Origin of the sequence: Paraburkholderia acidipaludis NBRC 101816 (genome assembly GCF_000684975.1) — a bacterium.
In the GTDB taxonomy this organism is placed as follows: domain Bacteria; phylum Pseudomonadota; class Gammaproteobacteria; order Burkholderiales; family Burkholderiaceae; genus Paraburkholderia; species Paraburkholderia acidipaludis.
In genome coordinates this window covers 1-19,669 of sequence record NZ_BAXZ01000036.1, presented here as the reverse complement: position 1 = coordinate 19,669, position 19,669 = coordinate 1, and the positions used below count along the sequence as shown (strand labels likewise).

Genomic DNA, 19,669 nt, shown 5'->3' with positions numbered 1-19,669 from the left:
CCTCGATGCTCAATGTGATGCGGAACGGGCGGCAGACGCGGCGTCCGCGGTCTGCGCATTGCGGGTTGCCTGCGGCGCCTTGACGAACCAGTAGTCGATGATCCAGTCCTCGTACTGGTAGGTCGTCGGCACGATAGCCGGATGACCCAGCGTGGTCTTGTAGCCGATACGCGCGTTGGGCAGGTAGTACTCCGGAACGATCAGGTATTCGTTGATCAGCACGCGGTCGAGGGCACGCGTGGCGGCCTCGAGATCGTCGATCGTGTTCGCCTTGAGCACATCCTGGATCAGGCCGTCCACGGCTTTCGACTTGAGGCCCGGGTAGTTCTCCGAACCGACCTGATCCGCTGCTGCGCTGCCGAAGCGGCGCAGCAGTTCGGCGCCCGGAATCGTCACCGGCGGATAGATGTAGGTCGTCATGTCGAACTGGAAGTTGTCGATACGCTTCTGGTAGAGCGCGCTGTCCACCTCGCGAAAGCTCGTCTGGATGCCCAGCAGCGACAACGCCTGCAGATACGGCAGGCAGAGGCGATCCATGCCCGGCTGGTCGTCGAGAATCTCGACGGTAAACGGCGTGCCGTTCGCATCGCGCAGCGCGCCGTCGCGATAGTGCCAGCCCGCTTCGGCAAGCAGATCGCGCGCCTTGCGCAGGTTGCCGCGCAGCGAATTCGGCGGCAGCGTGGTGGGCTGCTTGATCATGGGGCCAAACACCGCCGGCGGCAGCTCGGCACGATAGGGTTCGAGCAGCGCCAGTTCCCTGGCGCTCGGCATGCCGGTCGCCGCGAACGGGCTCGCGTCGAAAAAGCTGTTCGTCCGGCGGTACTGACCGTACAGCAGCATCCGGTTCATCCAGTCGTAGTCGAACCCGAGCGTCAACGCCTGACGCACGCGCGGATCCTGGAACTTCGGCTCGCGCATGTTGAAGAACAGGCCCTGCATCTGCGCGGGGCCGTCGGGGAACGTCGCCTTCGCGAGCGTGCCGTTGCGGAAGTTCTTGCCGATATACTTGCGCGCCCACAGCATCGAATAATATTCCATGCGGGCATCGACGTCGCCGGCCTTGAAGGCTTCCAGCGACGTGTACTGGTCCGCGTAGAGCTTGAATTCCACGCGCTCGAAGCGGTACATCCCGCGCCGCGAAGGCAGGTTCGCCGCCCAGTAATTCGGGTTGCGGCGATAGACGATCTGCTTGTCGTTCTTGCGCTGCTCGATCAGGTACGGGCCGCTTGCAATCGGCGGTACGTTCGAGATCTGGTCGAACGGCGGCCGCGTACCGTCGGCACGCATGCCCCACTTCGGCGAGAACACCGGCAGGTCGCCGGCGATCAGCGGCGCGTCGCGCTCCTTGCGGCTGAAATCGAAGCGGATCGTGAGCCGGTCGATTACCGTCGCGCTCTTGATCACCGAGAATTGCGTGTTGAAGAGCGGCGAGGCCTGCGGGCTCGTCAGGGTATCGAACGAATATTTGACGTCCGCGGCCGTGATCGGGTCGCCGTTCGAAAAGCGCGCGGCCGGGTTGATATGGAAGGTGGCCGAACTCAGGTCGGGCGCCACTTCCACGTCGTCCGCGATCAACGGATAGGCCGATGCCAGTTCGTCCCAGCTACGCTGCATCAGCGTGTCGAACATCAGGTTCTGGATGTCCGGCGCCGGCGCGCCGCGCACCAGAAACGGATTGAGCGAATCGTAGCTCTGCAGATCGTTGTAGTTTTCGAAATTCAGCGTGCCGCTGGTTGGCGCGTCCGCGTCCGCATAGTCGAAGTGCGTGAAGTTGTCCGGATACCTCGGCTGATCGTACTGCGCAATCGAAGGGCGCGCCTGTGCCGGCCCGGCGAATGCGCCGAGCGCGCAGAACAGCGCCGCCGCGAAGGCCGGCGCCAAACATCGTGTCGTTAAATTCCTCATCGGTCCCCGCTTCCTCACTGAACCGCATTACCCGTTCGCGTAACCGACGCCGTCTGCGCATTGTGTGCGCCGCGTTCGGCCTGCGTGCGGGCGTCGTACCAGTACTCGATCACCCAGTCCACGTCCTGATAGGAGGTGGGCACGATCGCCGGGTGGCCAAAACCGGTCTTGTAGCCGACGCGCGTATTGGGCGCGTAATACTCGGGCACCATATAGTACGAATTCATCAGCACGCGGTCGAGCGCCCGCGTTGCCGCTTCGAGATCGGCGAGCGTGTTGGCCTTGAGCACGTCCTGGATCAGCCCGTCCACGGCCTTCGACTTGATGCCCGGGTAGTTCTCCGAACCGATTTGCGTTGCCGCCGCGCTGCCGAAGCGGCGCACGAGCTCGGCGCCGGGAATGGTCACGGGCGGATAGAGATAGGTGGTCACGTCGAAATCGAAATTATCGACGCGCTTCTGATAGAGCGCCGCATCGATCTCGCGAAACGTGGTGCGAATGCCGATCAGATTGAGCGCCTGCATATAGGGCAGATAGAGGCGGTCCATACCCGGCTCGTCGTCGAGAATCTCGATCGACATCGGTGTGCCGTTCGCGTCGCGCAGCGCCCCGTCGCGATAGTGCCAGCCAGCCTCGGCGAGCAGATCGCGCGCCTCGCGCAAGTTGCCGCGCAGCGAATTCGGCGGCAGCGTGGTGGGCTGCTGGATCATCGGTCCGAACACGGCCGCCGGCACGTCGGCACGGTAAGGCTCGAGCAGGGCCAGTTCCTTCGCGCTCGGCATGCCGCTCGCCGCGAACGGGCTCGCGTCGAAATAGCTCTCGTTGCGCCGATATTGACCGTAGAACATCATGCGGTTCATCCAGTCGTAGTCGAACGCAAGCGCGAGCGCCCGGCGAACCCGCGGGTCCTGGAACATCGGCTTGCGCATATTGATGACCATACCCTGCATCTGCGCCGGGCCGTTGGGGAATTCCCCCTTGTGCAACAACCCGTTGCGGAAGTTCTTGCCGATATATTTGCGCGCCCACTGCGTCGCGCTGTATTCGATGTTGAGGTCGACGTCGCCGGCCTTGAACGCTTCGAGCGTGGTGTAAATATCGGCGTAGAGCAGGAACGTGATCTTCTCGAAACGAAACATGCCGCGCCGCGAAGGCAGGTTCGCCGCCCAGTAGTTCGGATTGCGGCGGTAGACGATCTGCTTGTCGTTCTTGCGCTGTGCGATCAGGTACGGGCCGCTCGCAATCGGCGGAACGTTCGAGATCTGGTCGAACGGCGGCCGCGTGCCGTCGGCTCGCATGCCCCACTTCGGCGAAAACACCGGCAGGTCGCCTGCGATCAGCGGCGCGTCGCGTTCCTTGCGATTGAAGTCGAAGCGGATCGTCAACCGGTCGATCACCGTCGCGCTCTTGATCACTGAGAACTGCGAATTGAACATCGGCGAGGCCTGCGGGCTCTTGAGCGTGTCGAACGAATACTTGACGTCCGCGGCGGTGATCGGGTCGCCGTTCGAAAAGCGCGCGGCCGGGTTGATATGGAAGGTCACCGAACCCAGGTCGGGCGCCACCTTCACGTCGTCGGCAATCAGCGGATATTCGGAAGCCAGCTCGTCCCAGCTTCGCTGCATCAGCGTGTCGAACATCAGGTTCTGGATGTCCGGCGCCGGCGCACCGCGCAACAGGAAGGGATTGAGCGAATCGTAGCTCTGCAGCTGGTTGTAGTTCGGGTACGTCAGTTCGCCGTTGTCCGGCGCATTGGGGTCCGCATAGGCGAAATGCGTGAAGCCGGTTGGGTATTTCGGCTGGTCGTATTGGGCGATCGATGGCGCCGCGTGCGCCGAGGGCAGCGCGAGAGTCAGCAGCGCCGCAACACCGGCAGCGATCCTGACGGTCTGATGCAGGTGCGCCTTCGCTGCGGCAAGTGCCCGCGCAGGCTGGAACATCGCTAGTGGCTTCATCGCTCGGTACGTATGCCTCGGCTCGTAGCCGGGGCATGTTGCATCCAGTCCAGTCGAGATAACGAACCGTCTGTCTTGCAGAGGGTGGTTCTTTAAAAAAACCGCTCCGTCTTTCGGGTTGAAAGGCCGGAGCGGTATCGTTCTTCAGGCGTACTACGTTACATCATCAGAACTTGTACGTTGCACCAATCTGACCGTAACGACCGATGTAGTCATACAGCGACGTGTCGTAACCGGTCTGGTAGTACGGATACTGCACGAAGTTCGGGTCGTACGGCGGCGCACGGTTGAAGATGTTGTCGATGCCGGCGTACAGCGTCCAGTGCTTGAAGCCCGTATAGCTGGCCGTCAGGTTGAACACGCTGAACGAACCGATTTCCGTCGGGATCCCCGCCTGACCGAACTCCGTCTCCTGGGCCGTATTGGCATACGGTCCCGTGTAGTTCCACGTCAGAGCGGCATTCCACTGGCGGTTTGGCGATACCCAGCTAACCGTCGTATTGCCTCTCCAGCGCGGGAACGAACCGCCGAACGACAGCGACAGGGAGCTGTTGTTGCCCGCTGCATCGGTCGCGCCGTTCGCAAGACCCGGGGTCTCGAAGTGCCAGACATAGGCCCAGTCCATCGACAGCGAGAACGTTCCGATCTTCGTCGGCAGTCCTTGATGGAAGGTTGCCTCGAAGCCGTCCGTATGCAGGTACGAGAAGTTGACGAGCTGCGAATTGACGTAGTCGATCGAGTTCGTATTCGGATTGCGGACCACGACCGAAGGATCGTTCGCATCCACCACCGGCTGCAGCGGCGCAATACCGATCACGTTGCTCACGTCGATCTTGTACCAGTCGAAGCCGAAGTCCGTGTTACGCATCGGCGACAGCTCGAAACCGACGTTGTAGTTCTTCGTGCGCTCCGGCTGCAGATCCGGATTGCCGTGCATCACTTCGGCGACGGCTACGTCCTGGCCGTACTGCGCGCTGGCCGGATCCGTGTCGATCGCGTTCTGGTTGCCCAGCGACGCGCTACGCGAAGATTCCACCAGCGTCGGCGCACGGAAGCCCCGGTTGTACGACGCGTAGGCCGTGAACGCCTGCGCAGGCTGATAGCGCAGGGCGAAACGCGGCGAGAACGCACCGCCGAACTGGTTGTAATAGTCGTAGCGGCCGGCCTGGCTGAACGTCAGGTTCCGGACGATAGGAATATCGATCTGGTAGTAGACCGCGGCGACATTCCGGCTGGCGTCGGCCGATTGCAGCGGAATGCCGGCGATAACCGTCTGGCCGGTATCGACACCCGTCGGGTTCGAGATGTACTCGCTCTGATGCTGGAACTGCGTACCGAAACCAACACCGATATCGCCGGTCGGCAGATGGTACAGATTCGGCGTCGAAATCGTCGCGTCGACCACGTCGAGCTTCGACATGGCCATGTAGTTGACGTTGTTGAACAGGCCGTTCAGACCATTCGGCGTGAGAGAAGGATTGGCAAAATCGTAGCCGCCGGCGAGGATGCTCTCATACGCCGCGGCATTCATCGCATTCGTATCGGTGACCGAAACGACGCTCTGCGAATGGCCATAGCTGGCTTGCCAGTTCCAGTCGCCCCACTTTTGCGTATCGAACTGCCCCTTCAGGCCGGTAGAAAAGGACCAGAAGTTCGAGGTGTCCTGCACACCCGTTGGCTCGTTCGGGAATGCGTAGTTAATCGGCGTCGCAACCCCGAACGGGTTGTACGGATTGTTCGCGGCAACCGTGTTGTTCAGGGCCACGATGCCGGTCGACGGCGAATACGTCAGCGGCGAACTCAACCCCGGGAGGAACTGCGTGTTCGTCGTGATCGAACTCGTGCCGTAGCTTTCCCAGATGTCCGCGTAAGCCTGGACATTGTCGTTGATCTTGAAGTCGCCGTGAACCTTGATGTTGGCGCGGTCGCTTTCGGGCGCCAGCGAATCGACATTGCTGGTGTTGTAGGCGCAGGCCGAGCCGCCGGCCTGGAAGCCTGCCGTGACCGAGGTGGCCGACGGAATCGTCTTTCCGCCGAACGGGCAGGGACCCAGTGCCTGCGGACCGCTTGCCGTTTGCCAGAACGAGGCCGACTGATTGTTGCCGTACGGGAAAATCTGGCTCGACGTGGTGTCGCGCTGGTCGAGGTCGATGCCGCTCGTGTGCTGGAAGCTCGCGGCGGCCGTGATGTTGTAGCCGTCCGAAGTCAGGTTGCCGAAGCCGCCGAGGATATTGAGCTTGCTCGTGCCGGCGCCGCCGTGCTGAGCGCCGCCGAGGCTGCCGTCCAGCTGCAGGCCCTGGTAGTCGTGCTTGGTGATGATGTTCACCACGCCCGCGATTGCGTCCGAACCGTACTGCGATACCGCACCCGTCTTCACGATCTCGATGCGGTCGATCATGTTGAGCGGCAGCGCGTTCAGGTCGACGAACGAATCGGTGAAGTTCGTATTCAGTGCGTAAGGCGCCACGCGCTGACCGTCGATCAGCACGAGGGTGTACTTCTCGGAAAGGCCGCGCAGTGCGATACCCGCGCCGCCCGGCGCCGTGCTGTACGTATAGTTGTCGCCCCAGCTGCTGGCCGAGTTGGCCGCAGTCGAGCGCAGGTAGTCGGACACCGTGGTCGCGCCGCTGGCCTGAATGTCTTTCTGCGAAACGACCTGCACCTGCTGGAAGCCGGTCTTGTCCGACTGCCGGATCAGCGAGCCGGTCACCTGGAACGTCTTCAGCTGCTTGACGTTCGACTGGCCCGTCGTACCTGTCGCGGCCGCGGTGCCGCCGGTCGTGCCCGCGCTGGCACCGCTGGTGCCATTGGTGCCGGCAGTGGCGCCAGCCGTATTGCCTGTCGTGCCCGTGTCGGCTTGCGCCGTAGTGATCGCCGCGGGCGCCGCCGGTGCAGCGCTCGCCGCGCCGCCGTTGGCGGCCGGCTGGCTCTGCGCGAACGCCGGAACGGCCATCGCCGCCGACAAGGCAACTTCAGCCCAGATTATTCTTCGAATGGCTAGCGCCAGTACCCTTTGTTTCACGTTTTCCCCTTCTCACTCGTCAGTCACGCCCACTTCGGTTTATGCGAAGCAAGGTCTCGTGAACCCCGCTGCTCCTTTTTGACGACGCTGTCGCGCCGCGCCCTTTCTTGCCTTGCTGGATCTGCCGCCTGCCGACTTGCGCACCTGAAACATCGACGACGACACGGTGAATCACTCGAACATCCATTCGCATCGGACTACTAATTCATTGCAATAGCTTGCAACTGAATTTCATTCCGTCCGCGTTCCGGCGTTGTCTTATGCGTCTTCCGGGCGCCCCTGTTGAGCCTTTCCGCCCGGAATGCCCTTCCTTACATTTATTTTGCACTACTGAAAGACTGCTTCCGACTCACATGGCCGGACCGTCCCCTGTACCGCTCAAAACAGCTTCGGCGTACCCACCCACACGAACACGCTTTCCTCGTCGGCGGTATTGGCCCATTCGTGCGGCACCGCCGATTCGTAATGAGCCGTGTCACCGGCCTGCAACACGAAGGTTCTACCTTCGAGCTTGAGCGACACTTGGCCGCTCATCACGTACATGAACTCTTCCACGGCTGAAGTCGCGACTTCCGAAGGCGCTTCGCCCACCGGCATCCGCACGAGATGCGCCTCCAGCAGCTTGTTGCCGCCCGAGCCGGTCAGCCGGCCGAACTGGTTGCCCGAGCCCGCGAACCCGAAGAACTTCAGCTCGTCGCTTCTGGCCACGGTCTGCGCCTCGTCCTGAGTCTCGACGAAGTACTGCACGGTCACGCCAAGCGCTCTGGCGATCCCCGAAAGCGTCGCGATCGAGGGTGTAGCGTGGCCGCGCTCGACCTGGGACAGAAACGGCTTCGAAATCCCCGCCAGCGTGGCCGTCTCCTGCAGCGTGCGCTTGAGCCTCTGACGCAACGCCCGAATCCTGCTTCCAATCGCTGCAACTACTGCCTTGTTATCGAGTGGCGAAACCATAGCAAGCCAGAAACCACGCGTCAAAATTTGTTTGATGTTGCCAAATTGTTTTCCTCGTGGCCGACACGCCCGCCCCATCCGCTTTTGCGAACCGGAACCGGTTGTCTCACGACAGAAAGCCCGGGACCGGTCACCCTCGCCAGTCGATTTGGACTCCTTACTCTAATTTACGGTGTACCGCTCTATTTGCGCGGGCCGCCGGCGCCCACCGGGCTCGGCGGGCCGCCGGTCCTTCATTTACGGCTTCGACGCCACCAGAATCCAGAGCTGAGCAAGATCCGCACTGCCGTCGGTGCCCTTCACGTTGCGGAACGCCTGCACGGCCTTCGCCTTCTGCCCGGCGAAGTAGTACGCCTCGCCCAGACGCAGTTGCGCGAGATCCGGATGGTCCAGACCGCCCTTCGCGATGAGCGCCTGCATGGCGGCGATGCCCTGCTGCGCCTGCCCGGCGAACACCTGGTTGAAGGCCGCGTCGAACGGTGCAACCGGGTTGCCGTTCTGGTCCGCATTGGACTGCGTGCGCTTCGCAGCGAGCGCCTGCAGGCGATGCTCGCGGTCTGCCTGCGCATCGTGGCCCAGCACGCCCGAAGTGAAGCCCTGGTCGATGATCTGCTTGCCTTCAGCCGTCGACCCCGAAACAAGCGCGAGCTGCGTCATTTCCATGTAGTCGTCCGCCGTCGTGAGCGACCCCGTCGCGCGGCGCAGGCGATACGTATCCACGTCGAGCGCGCCCAGATAACCCGGCTTGCTGCGGATCGAATGCAGCAGATCGTCCCAGTACGACTGCTTCGGGTGATACGCCACCAGCTTCTCGAGCGCGCCGCGATAGGCGGCCTGATCGTTGGCGTGCTGCGCGCACGTGCCCAGCAACTGCAGCTGCTCTTCGTCGGGCACGTGGCCCGCGCGCACCTGCGAGTCCACGCTCGCGTTCAAGAGACGCACGGCGCTCGTATAGTCGCCGGACAGGTAGTACGACTCCACGAGCAGCGTTCCCATCTGCGCATCCGTACCGCCGGCCTTCTGGTAGCGCTGCGCGACCTTGATCGCCTGCGCGTAGTTCTTCTGCTGGAAATACAGGCCCGCCAGCGCGGCCGTGGTCTGCTGCTCCTCCGCGCCCTTGAGCTGGCCGCTTGCGAGCAGCGACTCGTAGGCCTGCGCCGCCACGCCGTTCTCGCCCGCAGCCATCGCCGCGGCGCCGCGCATTTCCTCGACCATATAGGTCTCGTAAGGCGTCTTGTTCGGCACGGCGGCCGCCTGGGCGATCTTGCCGAGCGCGCCCTGGTAGTTGTGCGCGCGATAGAGCGTTTGCGCGTCGTTCAACGGCTTCGCCACATCGGGGCGCAGCGTGTCGGCCGCGCGCGCGGCGACCGGCAGCACGGCCAGTGCCGACAGTCCGCTCACCGCCAACGCCAGCGCCGCTTTCTTCAAACGATCAGGAAGGCTGCTCACTCTCATTTCCTCGCTACATGTACTGCTCGTTGCCGATCAGGCCGATCTTCGTCGCCCCTTCGCGCTGCGCCGCCGCCAGCACGGCGGCCACGTCCTTGTACGGCGCAAGCCGGTTCGGACGCAGGTGAATCTCCGCCTGGTCCGGCTCGGCCGCGACCTGCGAGAACTTCTGCTCCAGCGTCGCCTCGTCGGGCACGAGCGTGCCGTTCCAGGTCGTGGTGCCGTCGAAATCGATGTCGATCTGCACCACTTCCGGCTGAACCGCCGGCGGCGGCGGATTGCCCACCGGCAGGTTCATCTTCACCGCATGCATCTGGATCGGAATGGTGATGATCAGCATGATCAGCAGCACCAGCATCACGTCGATCAGCGGCGTGGTGTTGATGTCCACCATCACTTCCGGCTCACTGCTCCCGCCGCCCGACGATACGTTCATGCCCATAACCGCCCTCTCTTTACCCTTAGCCGCCGCGCGCCGGCGGCTCCGTAATGAATGACACCTTCGCGATACCCGCGCGCTCGCACGACGTGATCACGCGGCCGATGAACTCGTAGCGCGTGTTCTGGTCGCCGCGGATGTGCACTTCCGGCTGCGGCGTCTGGACGGACGCCGCTTTCAGTCGCGCCAGCAGCGTGGGCCCATCGACGTGCTGCTCGTACCAGAAGAAGTCGCCGTCGCGGTTCACCGCGATCTCGATGCTCTTCGGCTGCGTCTGCAGCGGTGTCACCGTCTGCTTGGGCAATTCGAGCTTCACCGTATGCGTCACCACCGGAATCGTGATCAGGAAGATGATCAGCAACACCAGCATCACATCGACGAGCGGCGTGGTGTTGATGGTCGAGATGACCTCGTCCTCGTCGCCGTCGCCTCCAACGCTCATGGCCATGGTGTGCCCCTTGCTCAGTCGGCCATCGCCGTGGTGCGAGCCGCACCGCGAGCACGCTTGCCACCGGCCAGCACCACGGCGTGAAGCTGCGCGCCGAAGGCACGCACGCGCTCCATCACAGCCTTGTTACGGCGCACGAGGAAGTTGTAGCCCAGCACGGCCGGCACGGCGACCGCGAGACCGATGGCTGTCATGATGAGCGCTTCACCCACCGGGCCCGCGACCTTGTCGATCGACGCCTGGCCTGCGATACCGATGGCGGTCAGCGCGTGATAGATGCCCCAGACCGTGCCGAACAGGCCGACGAACGGCGCCGTCGAGCCGACCGTGCCGAGGAAGGCGAGGCCGTCCTGCAGGCGGTTCGAGACGCTGGTGATCGAGCGCTCGACCGACACGTCGATCCACGTATTGCGGTCCACGGTTTCGAGCAGGGCTTCGTCGTGGTGCGCGCCGGCATCGATCGCGGTTTCGGCGATGAAGCGGAACGGCGACGACTCTTCGAGCTGCTTCACGCCTTCGGCGAGCGACGGGGCGCTCCAGATCTGTTCGTCGGCAATCTTCGCGCGGCGGTTCGCACGGAACTGCTCGAAGAACTTGGTGATCATGATGTACCAGCTGCCCATCGACATGATGACGAGCAGGATCAGCACGAAGCGCGCGACGAAGTCGCCGTTCTTCCAGAGGGCGCCGAGGCCGTAGGGGTTCGTGACCGTCTCCGAGGTCGCCGGAGCGGGCGGCGGCACGGCCTGGTCGGCGGGTGCGGCCGACGCGGTGGGCGCCGGTGCGGCCGCGCTCGTGTCCGCGCTGGCAGCCGTGGCAGGCGCCGACGCGGCGGCGGCGTCGCTAGCCTGCGCGTAGGCATGCGGTGCGACAAAAGTACCGACCGTGGCTACGGTGATATACATGCTGGCCGCCAGTGCGGCGTAGGAACGCTTCTTCATGCCTGCTCCAGTTCATCCGTTAGAACTACTAAAACGTGAGTAATGACATCCATCCGGTGCGGATTGCGCGCTCGATCAGTTCAGCGTGAACGAGAACGGAACCTGCACACGCACCGGCTGCCCCTGCGAAATGCAATTGAACTTCTTCACCGCGTTGAACGCCGCGCCGTCGAGGCTGCTGTCCTCCGACGACTTGGCCACGCGCTCGTTCGTGATATGGCCTTGCGGGTCCACGACGAATTCGATCAGGACGTCGCCCGTCACGTTGTTTTCCTGTGCTTCCTTCGGGTAGGCGATCGAACCGCGGATCTCGTCCGAATTCGGGCACACCACGCCCACTTCGTGGCTCACCGGCTTGGCAACCGGTGCGGGCGGCGCCGGCGGCGCGGTTACCGGCGCGCTGACGACGGGCGCGGCCTGGTGCGTGATGGTCGGCTGCGGCGGCGCCTGCACCGGCACTTCGGGCGGCGGCACGAACGGCGGCGGCGGAGGCGCGAACTTCGGCGGCGGCAGCTGCACGACGGGCAGCGGCGGCGGAGGCGGCGGCTTCACCGGCTCGATGATCTTCGTTTCGATGGGATGCTGGATGACCTGCACGACCTTGTTGGCAAGCCCATTGACCAGCGCATAGATGAGCACCACATGCAGGGCGATAACTGCCGCGATGCCGCCATAGCGGCGCGCGGGATTCTGCTGCTTGCGTCCGTATTCGCGCGGACGGCCAGGCACGCCCGGCCGACCGGACCCGGCTGGAACATCCACTTGCACTTTCATCACCACCTTCGCTCCCTCGGGCGCCGGGCGCCCCTTTTCTTGACCGCAGCGAACCAGTTTCGAGGTCTGACAGTCGAACTTCAGGAATGTCAGGCCACACTTTCAATCGGACTACGAAACGCATGCGGACGACTGCAGCGGCAAATCTCTCTGTCTCGCCGGAGCCCGAATGCAAGCTGCAGGCCATCCTTGCCAGACATATGATAAGTAGTACTAACCCTAATGCCCGGGTTTACGAGAATTTTCCCGACGGCCCTCTTATATCGTCCGTGAAATACCGCCAGCGATAATGCGCAACATAGGCGTGTTTCAGTTTCGTTTCAGCGTTCGGAAAGATAGCAAGACAAAAACAGAATGAGCAAACTTTTTTTGATGGGAGAATACGGTGTTTAGAAGAATGGCTCTAAATTCACGCCATCCCCTCCCAGAGGGGGTTCCAGGCGCCCGCAAAATAAGCATTGGCGATGTCTGGCGAATAAAATTACAAATAAATAACAAACCCGGCCGTAAATCGCTTTCTCTTCTCTGTAACTACTGAATTTTAATCTTTCGATTTGAAAGGTTTAAATTCCCCTCTCTTCCGTTCAACCAGCACGCTGCCGGGCCATAGTGATCCCCCTTGTTTGACCGCCCGGATTTTTTGTTTGGCATCCTGATTTCGCAGAAAGCAGAGGATTCCGGATGGCAGCGGAGAATCCCGGTGTTACCCCGTCCCGCATGGTGCTTTTCTGCTTCTTCTGTTCGCGAACCGCCCTTTATCGTTGCTAATACAACCATATTGGCGACCACTCATTGCGGCTGAAATGGTCTAGCTCACCCCGCACCTGAACGACCTGCCTCCAGGTCCAGCAAAGCCTGCGCGCTACGCCTGCCCCACCCCTTCGGGTACATCGCTTGCTCAAGCGCCCGAAAGCTATCGGGCATATCGCAGTCCCCCCATGTGCGCTGGAGGCGTCATGACACTGGCAACCCGTGTTGCGCGAAACATACACACCTGGTACAAGAAAACGCGCGGCACGCTGCTGCTGCGCGTCGCCGGCGCCGCCTGCGCTTTTTGGGCCGCTTCGCACGCACAGGCGCAGACGCCCTCGCCGCTCGGCGAATGGCAATATTCGGCCGGCATCCCGCTGGAAAAAATGTTCGAGACGCAGCAACCCGACTGGCAAGTGCGGCTCGGCGTAGGTTCGACCTTCGAACCCCGCTACGACGGCTCCGACCGTTATCGCATGCTGGCCGGGCCCAGCATCGACATCCGCTACAAGGACCTGCTGTTCGCTTCCACCGGCGAGGGTATCGGCGTGAACGTCCTGCAAGGTCCGAACTGGCGGGTAAGCGTTGCCGCCGTGTACGACCTCGGGCGGCGCGCGCACGACGATCCGCCGGAGTTGAACGGGCTAGGCAACATCAATCCGGCCCCGGAGATGAAGATCGCGGGCGAATACGTGATATCGAAGGACTTTCCCCTCGTGCTGCGAGCCGCCTTTACGCGCAGCCTCGGCGGCTCGAACGGCTGGAGCGGCGACTTCGGGGCCTATATGCCGCTACCGGGAAGCAACGACAGGTTCTACTGGTTTGCGGGCCCCTCCGTCACCGTGGCCGACGCCACCTATATGCAAAGCTGGTTCGGCGTCACGCCGCAACAGGCTGTCGACTCCGGTTACCGGCCATACAGCGCGGGCGCGGGTCTCAAGTCGGCCGGCTTCGGCATCACGATGGTCTACTTCGTGAACAAGCACTGGTTCCTGAGCGCCGACGGCGCGCTCCGGCGCCTGCTGGGCAGCGCCGCGGATAGTCCGGTCGTGCAGTCGAAAACCAATGGCGTGTGCGATATTTCGATTAACTATCAGTTCTAGTTCTTCCTCGCGCTCACCGGTGTGAAGATGCTGTTCGGTTCGCAGGAAGCGCATGACGTTGAGGGCAGCACGCTCCTGCGCCTCTTGCGTCGCGTGCTGCCCATCACGCCGCGACCGGAAGGCCGCGCGTTCATCGTGCGGCGCGCACACCCCGTCACCGGTAAAGTCGTGCTTTGGGTCACGCCGCTCTTCATCGCACTCCTGATGATCGCGTTCGCGGATCTGATCTTCGCGGTCGATTCGATTCCCGCGATCTTTTCGATCACGACCGACCCATTCATCGTCTACACGAGCAATATCTTCGCCGTAGTCGGTCAGCGCGCCCTGTTCTTCGCGCTCGCCGTCATGGCACACCGCTTTCATTACCTCAAGGACGCGCCCTGCCATCGGCCCGCGCGTCTCCTGAGCGCCCTCCGGGCACCTTCCCACTCGCGCGGCCAGGCCAGTTCCGGCCGCGTCTCGCACTTCCTCATTTTTCGCTCATTCTGCGCCCGTAGGATGGTTTTCATCGAGGCAGCGCCCCTCGGGCGCCTCCCTCGATGATCTGCCCTGTTCAAACGTTACGAGGACACCTGATCATGCGTACCTACTCCTGCAACAGCCCCCAGGCCGCCGGCCGGATCGTCGCCATCGCGCTGCTCGCGGACGGCCACCTGAGCAGCGACGAGCTCACCGCACTCCATCGCGCGCGCATCGCCGAGCGCCTGGGGCTCGCGCCCGGAGAATTCGGCGCGATCCTGCAGGCCCTGTGCGAGGATCTGCTGACGAGCTCGCATCTGAACTGGAGCGACGCGTGCAAGGTGGACTCCGACGTCATGCAGCAAGTGATGCGCGAGCTGGAAAACCCGGAATTGCGCGCGGAAGTGCTGAACCTCTGCTACGTGGCGATCTATGCCGACCGCCATGTCGCCGATACGGAAACGGCGCTGCTTGCTTCGCTCTCCAAAGCGTGGCAGACGCATCCGCGACAGCGCGTGCTCGCCTCATAAGGCCGGGGGGCGCGGCGAGCCTCGCGCTCGCCGCGCCTGTGTGCGTAGATGCAAGCGTGCGCGCTTGCGTCAAACGCACACGGCCCAGCCCAGTCCGCGTACGTTGCGGATCACGGCGTGGCCGAACTTGCGCCGCACGCTGTAAATCACGGCATCGACGGCATTGCTTTCCACTTCCTCGCCCCAGCCATAGAGCCGCTCTTCGAGCTGCTGCCGCGAAAGAATCGCGCCGGGCCGCTCGAGCAGCGCCAGCATCAGGGCATATTCGCGCGCGGAAAGGTCATCCGATTGCCCGTCGAATGTGAGCCGGCGCGCGTTGATGTCGAGCGTCACGCGCCCGCTGCCCATCGCCGCGGAGGCAAAGCCCGACTTGCGCCGCACCACGGCGCGAATGCGCGCAAGCAGTTCCTTGCTCTCGAAGGGCTTCACGAGGTAGTCGTCGGCACCGAGGTCGAGACCTTCCACGCGCGTATCGACGCCGTCCTGTGCGGTGATGATGATCACGGGCGTCGCGTCGTTCGAGGCGCGCAGGCCCCGCAGCACGTCAAGGCCGCTCATGTCCGAAAGCCCGAGGTCGAGCAGGATCGCGGTGTACGAACCGTCGCGTATCGCCGTGCGGCCGCTCTCGCCGGTGCGCACCCAGTCGACGCTGTACGACGCGTCCTTCAGCGCGCGCAGCAGCGCGGGCCCGATCAGCAGATCGTCTTCGATCAGCAGAATCCGCATCGTAATGTCCTCTCTCTCTCCTGCATTCGAGCGCGTCACTGGCGCGAGAGTTCGACGCGCGCGACGATGCCCGACTGCCCGTCGGCGCGGTTGGCCAGCGTGACGCTTCCGCGATAGCTTTGGGCCACGGCCTGGACGATCGCGAGACCCAGTCCGCTGCCCTCCACGTCGTTCGCACCCGCGCGGAAGAAGCGGTCGAATATGCGCGGCAAGTCCGCTTCGGCAATGCCCGGGCCACTGTCGCGCACTTCGATCACGATCCTCTGCGCCTCGCGCCGCACCGACACGTCGACCTGCGCGCCCTCGCCGCCGTAGCGGATCGCGTTGTCCACGAGGTTGCGCACGAGCACGCGCATGTCGGCCTCGGTCGCGCGTACGCTGGCGTCGTCGAGGCGCTCCACGCCCAGGTCCACGCCGCGCGCATACGCGAACGGCAGCAGATCCGCCATCACGTCGCTCACAACCTGCTGGAGCGGCACCTCGACGAGCACGCGCTGCGCGCTGCCGATCTCCGCGCGCGCGAGGCCCAGCAATTGCGAAACGAGCGAGCCCGTGCGGGCGATGCCGTGCTTCAGCTCGGCAAACCGTTCGGCGTACTGATCGGCTGGCGCGTGGCCCAGATTGTCGATCTGCAGCTGCATAGCCGAGATGGGCGAGCGCAGCTCGTGCGCGGCATCGGCAACGAACTTGCGTTCGGCGTTCACGAGCACCGAAAGCCGCTCGATCATGCGGTTGATCGAGTCGAGAAACGGCCGCAGCTCGACGGGCGCCTTCGCGATATCGAGCGGCGCCAGGTTGTGCAGATCGACGCAGGCGGCACGCTGTCCCATGCGTTCGAGCGGACGCAGCGAAAGACGCACCGTAATCGCGCTCGTGAGCGCGAGCAAGGGCAGCAGGGCGAGCACGGGCAGCAGGGTCCAGAACGCCACGCGCACGGCGTTACGATTGCGTACGCTGCGCGATTCGGCGACCTGAATGAATTCGTCGCCGGCCGCGAGCCCGAAAACATCCCATGCCTCGCCGTTGTATTCGACCGTCGAAAAGCCGTCCAACCCGCGGCGCAGCTTGACGTAGGGATTGCTCGTGCGCGTCGGCACAGCGCTGTCCTCTTTCGACCAGATCTGCACGACGAGATCGTCGGAGAATCGCCGCCGCGCGTCGTTTGCCGAAGCCGGATGCGGCACGCCCGTCTGCACGTGCGCGGCGGCGTCGCGCAGGCTCGCGTTGAACTCCGAGGCCAGGCTGCGCACGACGAGAAACGTCCCGAGCGAGCCGAGCAGCCCAACGAGGATCGCGAGCAAGCCCAGTGCAAGGCTAAGCCGGCGGTGCAGAGAGTTCGCTGCGAAGAACATGGGAATCTCGTGGGACAGAACGGACGCGCCGCACTGCGGCAAAGAGCGTTCCATCATATCGGATTCCCTCGCGCGCCCCGTACAGCGGCGAGACGCGGCCCGCGCGACGGTGCTAGATTGGGCGCACTGACTTCCCCGTGGAGGTATTCACATGAGCACCACGTCATCCCGGCCGACCTTCGCCTCGGCCGTCTACTACCGCGACCCGTTCGCCGCGCTGGAGTGGCTGGAAAAGGCCTTCGGCTTCGAGCGGCAATTCGTCGTGACCACGCCCGACGGCAAGCTCGCGCATTCGGAAATGCGCTTCGGGGAGGGCTACGTGATGATCGGCGGCGGCTGGCCCGGCATGCCCTACACGAGCCCCGCCGACCTCGAAGACAAGAACAACACGCAGTCGGTGCACGTGCATCTGAAGAGCGGGATCGACGCTCATTACGAACGCGCACGCGCCGCGGGTGCAACCGTCGTGCGTGAAATCGGAGATCAGTTCTACGGCGACCGCGTTTATGTGGTGAGCGACCCCGAGGGCCACGTGTGGAGCTTCGGCGAAACCATCCGCGACGTTACGCGCGAAGAAGCGGAACAGGCGAGCGGGTTCAAGATCGACGGCTGGGTCTGAGGTTAAAAATAAAAACACCCCGGCGGGCGAACCCGGCGGGGTGTTTCGTATGCGCCACCAGGCGCGCCATATGAAGCGCGCCGCGGGCAACAGTGCCGCTTAGCGCTGCGCGATCGGCCTGGCTTCGCGCGGCGTTTCGCCGATGAAGAGCTGGCGCGGACGGCCGATCTTCTGCTCGGGGTCGGCAATCATTTCGTTCCACTGCGCAATCCAGCCCACCGTGCGCGCCATCGCGAAGATGCAGGTGAACATCGAGGTCGGAATGCCCAGCGCGCGCTGCACGATGCCCGAGTAGAAGTCCACGTTCGGGTACAGCTTGCGCGACACGAAGTATTCGTCTTCCAGCGCGATCTTCTCGAGCTGCATCGCGAGCTTGAACAGCGGATCGTCGTGCAGGCCCAGTTCGTTGAGCACTTCGTAGCACGTTTCGCGCATCAGCTTCGCGCGCGGATCGTAGTTCTTGTACACGCGGTGGCCGAAGCCCATCAGCTTCACGCCCGAGTTCTTGTCCTTCACCTGCTTGATGAACTCGGGAATGTTGTCCGGCGAGCCGATCTGTTCGAGCATGTTCAGCGCGGCTTCGTTCGCGCCGCCGTGCGCCGGGCCCCACAGGCAGGCGATACCGGCCGCGATACACGCGAACGGGTTCGCACCCGACGAACCGGCCAGGCGCACCGTCGAGGTCGAGGCGTTCTGCTCGTGGTCGGCGTGCAGGATCAGGATGCGGTCGAGCGCGCGCACGAGCACGTCGTTGACCTTGTACTCTTCGCACGGGTTCGAGAACATCATGTGCATGAAGTTCGCGCTGTACGAGAGCTCGTTGCGCGGATACACGAACGGCTGGCCGATCGAGTACTTGTAGGCCATGGCCACGAGCGTCGGCAGCTTGGCGATCATGCGGATCGCCGAGATGTCGCGGTGACGCGGGTTATTGATGTCGAGCGAGTCGTGGTAGAACGCCGAGAGTGCGCCCACTGCCGCAACCAGAATCGCCATCGGGTGCGCGTCGCGACGGAAGCCGCGGAAGAAGAAATGCATCTGCTCGTGAACCATCGTGTGCTGCGTGACGGTCTTCACGAATTCGTCCTTCTGGGCCTGGTTCGGCAGGTCGCCCTTCAGGAGCAGGTAGCAGGTTTCGAGAAAGTCGGCGTTCTGCGCGAGGTTGTCGATCGGGTAGCCGCGATAGAGCAGTTCGCCCTTGTCGCCGTCGATGTACGTGATCGCCGAGTTGCACGACGCGGTCGACATGAAGCCCGGGTCATACGTGAACTTGCCGGTCTGACCGTACAGTTTGCGGATGTCGATCACGTCCGGGCCCAGGGTGCCCTTGTAGATCGGCAGTTCGACGCTCGGCGAATTGTCGCTGAACGATAGCGTGGCTTTTACATCAGACGGGGTCATAGCACATCCTCAATCGAAGGATAAACACAGGATTCGATAGTTTGCACGTCCGGCGCGGCGCCTGCCGCCGCTAACGCAACTGCGGCAACAGCAGCAATTACTGTAACTGCAGGCACCGCCGCGCCTCAGACGTTGCGAAGCAGCTCCAGCACCCGCTTCACGTCCGGGTCGGCCAGGTCGCCTTCTGGTTCCTTGCGTGCGAGCAGCAAGTCCATCAGGTCGTTATCGCTCAGCTCGAGCAGGCGCGTGAGAGCGCCCACGTCGGCGTCGCTGAGGTCATGCTCATAGCGGTCGAAAAAGCGCTCGAAAATCAGATCGTTTTCGAGCAGACCGCGCCGGGCGCGCCAGCGTAGGCGCGCCCGGCGGTGGGGATCAGACTGGTGTGATTCCATTTCAGCAAGGACGCCGCCTCAAACGGCGCGGCGCACCATCAGTTCCTTGATCTTGCCGATGGCCTTCGTGGGGTTCAGACCCTTCGGGCAGACATCGACGCAGTTCATGATCGTGTGGCAGCGGAACAGGCGGTACGGATCTTCCAGGTTGTCCAGACGATCGCCGGTGGCCTCGTCACGGCTGTCCGCGATGAAGCGGTATGCCTGCAGCAGGCCCGCCGGGCCCACGAACTTGTCCGGGTTCCACCAGAAGCTCGGGCACGACGTCGAGCAGCTCGCACACAGAATACACTCGTACAGGCCGTCCAGTTCGTCGCGCTGCTCGGGCGACTGCAGACGCTCCTTCTCCGGCGGCGGCGTGTCGTTGATCAGGTATGGCTTGATCGAGTGGTACTGGTTGAAGAACTGCGTGAAGTCGCAGATCAGGTCGCGCACCACCGGCAGCCCCGGCAA

At 63.3% G+C, this 19,669-nt stretch carries 17 protein-coding genes and 1 pseudogene; 4 read left to right on the top strand and 14 right to left on the bottom strand.

The features are described from left to right. Nucleotides 1-9: 9 nt before the first annotated feature. From BAC01S_RS32990 to BAC01S_RS28385, 9 genes are all read right to left on the bottom strand, one after another. Nucleotides 10-1,905, bottom strand: a complete 1,896-nt coding sequence (locus BAC01S_RS32990) for an extracellular solute-binding protein (RefSeq protein WP_043204027.1) — start codon at nt 1,903-1,905, stop codon at nt 10-12. A 14-nt stretch (nt 1,906-1,919) separates the two neighbouring features. Further along, entirely contained in the window at nt 1,920-3,845 is a 1,926-nt protein-coding gene (locus tag BAC01S_RS28420; protein WP_156954569.1) for an extracellular solute-binding protein, read from the bottom strand. A gap of 181 nt (nt 3,846-4,026) precedes the next feature. After that, on the bottom strand, nt 4,027-6,882 hold the full coding sequence (locus BAC01S_RS28415; protein WP_027797798.1) for a TonB-dependent receptor: 2,856 nt from the start codon (nt 6,880-6,882) through the stop codon (nt 4,027-4,029). Between the two features lie 378 nt (nt 6,883-7,260). Further along, nucleotides 7,261-7,833: a helix-turn-helix domain-containing protein gene (locus tag BAC01S_RS28410; protein ID WP_027797797.1), complete on the bottom strand. Its 573-nt coding sequence runs from the start codon at nt 7,831-7,833 to the stop codon at nt 7,261-7,263. 237 nt (nt 7,834-8,070) lie between these two features. Next, on the bottom strand, nt 8,071-9,246 hold the full coding sequence (locus BAC01S_RS28405; RefSeq protein ID WP_156954568.1) for a tetratricopeptide repeat protein: 1,176 nt from the start codon (nt 9,244-9,246) through the stop codon (nt 8,071-8,073). A 49-nt stretch (nt 9,247-9,295) separates the two neighbouring features. After that, nucleotides 9,296-9,724 carry an ExbD/TolR family protein gene (locus BAC01S_RS28400; protein ID WP_027797795.1) on the bottom strand — a complete coding sequence of 143 codons (429 nt, stop codon included), beginning with the start codon at nt 9,722-9,724 and terminating at the stop codon, nt 9,296-9,298. Between the two features lie 19 nt (nt 9,725-9,743). Next, nucleotides 9,744-10,169 carry an ExbD/TolR family protein gene (locus tag BAC01S_RS28395; RefSeq protein ID WP_027797794.1) on the bottom strand — a complete coding sequence of 142 codons (426 nt, stop codon included), beginning with the start codon at nt 10,167-10,169 and terminating at the stop codon, nt 9,744-9,746. Between the two features lie 14 nt (nt 10,170-10,183). Beyond that, nucleotides 10,184-11,110, bottom strand: coding sequence for a MotA/TolQ/ExbB proton channel family protein (locus tag BAC01S_RS28390; protein WP_027797793.1), 927 nt, complete (start codon nt 11,108-11,110; stop codon nt 10,184-10,186). Between the two features lie 75 nt (nt 11,111-11,185). After that, on the bottom strand, nt 11,186-11,884 hold the full coding sequence (locus BAC01S_RS28385; RefSeq protein ID WP_027797792.1) for an energy transducer TonB: 699 nt from the start codon (nt 11,882-11,884) through the stop codon (nt 11,186-11,188). 956 nt (nt 11,885-12,840) lie between these two features. Between BAC01S_RS28385 and BAC01S_RS28380 the strand changes: the two genes are divergently transcribed. The 3 genes and pseudogenes from BAC01S_RS28380 to BAC01S_RS28370 all read left to right on the top strand — a co-directional run bounded on the left by BAC01S_RS28380 (nt 12,841) and on the right by BAC01S_RS28370 (nt 14,726). Continuing rightward, nucleotides 12,841-13,737, top strand: a complete 897-nt coding sequence (locus BAC01S_RS28380) for a MipA/OmpV family protein (RefSeq protein WP_084168956.1) — start codon at nt 12,841-12,843, stop codon at nt 13,735-13,737. 15 nt (nt 13,738-13,752) lie between these two features. Then, nucleotides 13,753-14,280, top strand: a pseudogene (locus BAC01S_RS32985) (TerC family protein); the annotation flags it as partial. Between the two features lie 35 nt (nt 14,281-14,315). Next, nucleotides 14,316-14,726 (top strand): tellurite resistance TerB family protein, encoded by a 411-nt coding sequence (locus tag BAC01S_RS28370; protein WP_027797789.1) that lies wholly within the window; start codon nt 14,316-14,318, stop codon nt 14,724-14,726. Nucleotides 14,727-14,795: 69 nt separating this feature from the next. On the opposite strand, the gene BAC01S_RS28365 is transcribed toward BAC01S_RS28370, so the two are convergent. Both BAC01S_RS28365 and BAC01S_RS28360 read right to left on the bottom strand, forming a co-directional pair. Beyond that, nucleotides 14,796-15,452 (bottom strand): response regulator transcription factor, encoded by a 657-nt coding sequence (locus BAC01S_RS28365; protein WP_027797788.1) that lies wholly within the window; start codon nt 15,450-15,452, stop codon nt 14,796-14,798. Between the two features lie 35 nt (nt 15,453-15,487). Next, complete coding sequence (locus BAC01S_RS28360) at nt 15,488-16,804, bottom strand: sensor histidine kinase (RefSeq protein ID WP_043204022.1); 1,317 nt, start codon at nt 16,802-16,804, stop codon at nt 15,488-15,490. 151 nt (nt 16,805-16,955) lie between these two features. Between BAC01S_RS28360 and BAC01S_RS28355 the strand changes: the two genes are divergently transcribed. Continuing rightward, a complete protein-coding gene (locus BAC01S_RS28355; RefSeq protein WP_027797786.1) occupies nt 16,956-17,423 on the top strand; it encodes a VOC family protein in 468 nt (155 codons plus the stop codon). Nucleotides 17,424-17,522: 99 nt separating this feature from the next. On the opposite strand, the gene gltA is transcribed toward BAC01S_RS28355, so the two are convergent. From gltA to BAC01S_RS28340, 3 genes are all read right to left on the bottom strand, one after another. Then, nucleotides 17,523-18,824 carry a citrate synthase gene (gene gltA, locus BAC01S_RS28350; protein ID WP_027797785.1) on the bottom strand — a complete coding sequence of 434 codons (1,302 nt, stop codon included), beginning with the start codon at nt 18,822-18,824 and terminating at the stop codon, nt 17,523-17,525. Nucleotides 18,825-18,949: 125 nt separating this feature from the next. Continuing rightward, the gene (locus BAC01S_RS28345) at nt 18,950-19,216 is read right to left on the bottom strand and encodes an FAD assembly factor SdhE (RefSeq protein WP_027797784.1); all 267 of its coding nucleotides are present in this window, start codon (nt 19,214-19,216) and stop codon (nt 18,950-18,952) included. A gap of 18 nt (nt 19,217-19,234) precedes the next feature. Further along, on the bottom strand, nt 19,235-19,669 hold a 435-nt coding region (locus BAC01S_RS28340), incomplete at its 5' end, for a succinate dehydrogenase iron-sulfur subunit (RefSeq protein WP_027797783.1).

Bases quoted from the DNA above. Each gene is read 5' to 3' on its own strand.
- BAC01S_RS32990 (WP_043204027.1), bottom strand. From the start codon at position 1,905: ATGAGGAATTTAACGACACGATGTTTGGCGCCGGCCTTCGCGGCGGCG.
- BAC01S_RS28420 (WP_156954569.1), bottom strand. From the start codon at position 3,845: ATGTTCCAGCCTGCGCGGGCACTTGCCGCAGCGAAGGCGCACCTGCAT.
- BAC01S_RS28410 (WP_027797797.1), bottom strand. From the start codon at position 7,833: ATGGTTTCGCCACTCGATAACAAGGCAGTAGTTGCAGCGATTGGAAGC.
- BAC01S_RS28400 (WP_027797795.1), bottom strand. From the start codon at position 9,724: ATGGGCATGAACGTATCGTCGGGCGGCGGGAGCAGTGAGCCGGAAGTG.
- BAC01S_RS28395 (WP_027797794.1), bottom strand. From the start codon at position 10,169: ATGGCCATGAGCGTTGGAGGCGACGGCGACGAGGACGAGGTCATCTCG.
- BAC01S_RS28390 (WP_027797793.1), bottom strand. From the start codon at position 11,110: ATGAAGAAGCGTTCCTACGCCGCACTGGCGGCCAGCATGTATATCACC.
- BAC01S_RS28385 (WP_027797792.1), bottom strand. From the start codon at position 11,884: ATGAAAGTGCAAGTGGATGTTCCAGCCGGGTCCGGTCGGCCGGGCGTG.
- BAC01S_RS28380 (WP_084168956.1), top strand. From the start codon at position 12,841: ATGACACTGGCAACCCGTGTTGCGCGAAACATACACACCTGGTACAAG.
- BAC01S_RS28370 (WP_027797789.1), top strand. From the start codon at position 14,316: ATGCGTACCTACTCCTGCAACAGCCCCCAGGCCGCCGGCCGGATCGTC.
- BAC01S_RS28365 (WP_027797788.1), bottom strand. From the start codon at position 15,452: ATGCGGATTCTGCTGATCGAAGACGATCTGCTGATCGGGCCCGCGCTG.
- BAC01S_RS28360 (WP_043204022.1), bottom strand. From the start codon at position 16,804: ATGTTCTTCGCAGCGAACTCTCTGCACCGCCGGCTTAGCCTTGCACTG.
- BAC01S_RS28355 (WP_027797786.1), top strand. From the start codon at position 16,956: ATGAGCACCACGTCATCCCGGCCGACCTTCGCCTCGGCCGTCTACTAC.
- gltA (WP_027797785.1), bottom strand. From the start codon at position 18,824: ATGACCCCGTCTGATGTAAAAGCCACGCTATCGTTCAGCGACAATTCG.
- BAC01S_RS28345 (WP_027797784.1), bottom strand. From the start codon at position 19,216: ATGGAATCACACCAGTCTGATCCCCACCGCCGGGCGCGCCTACGCTGG.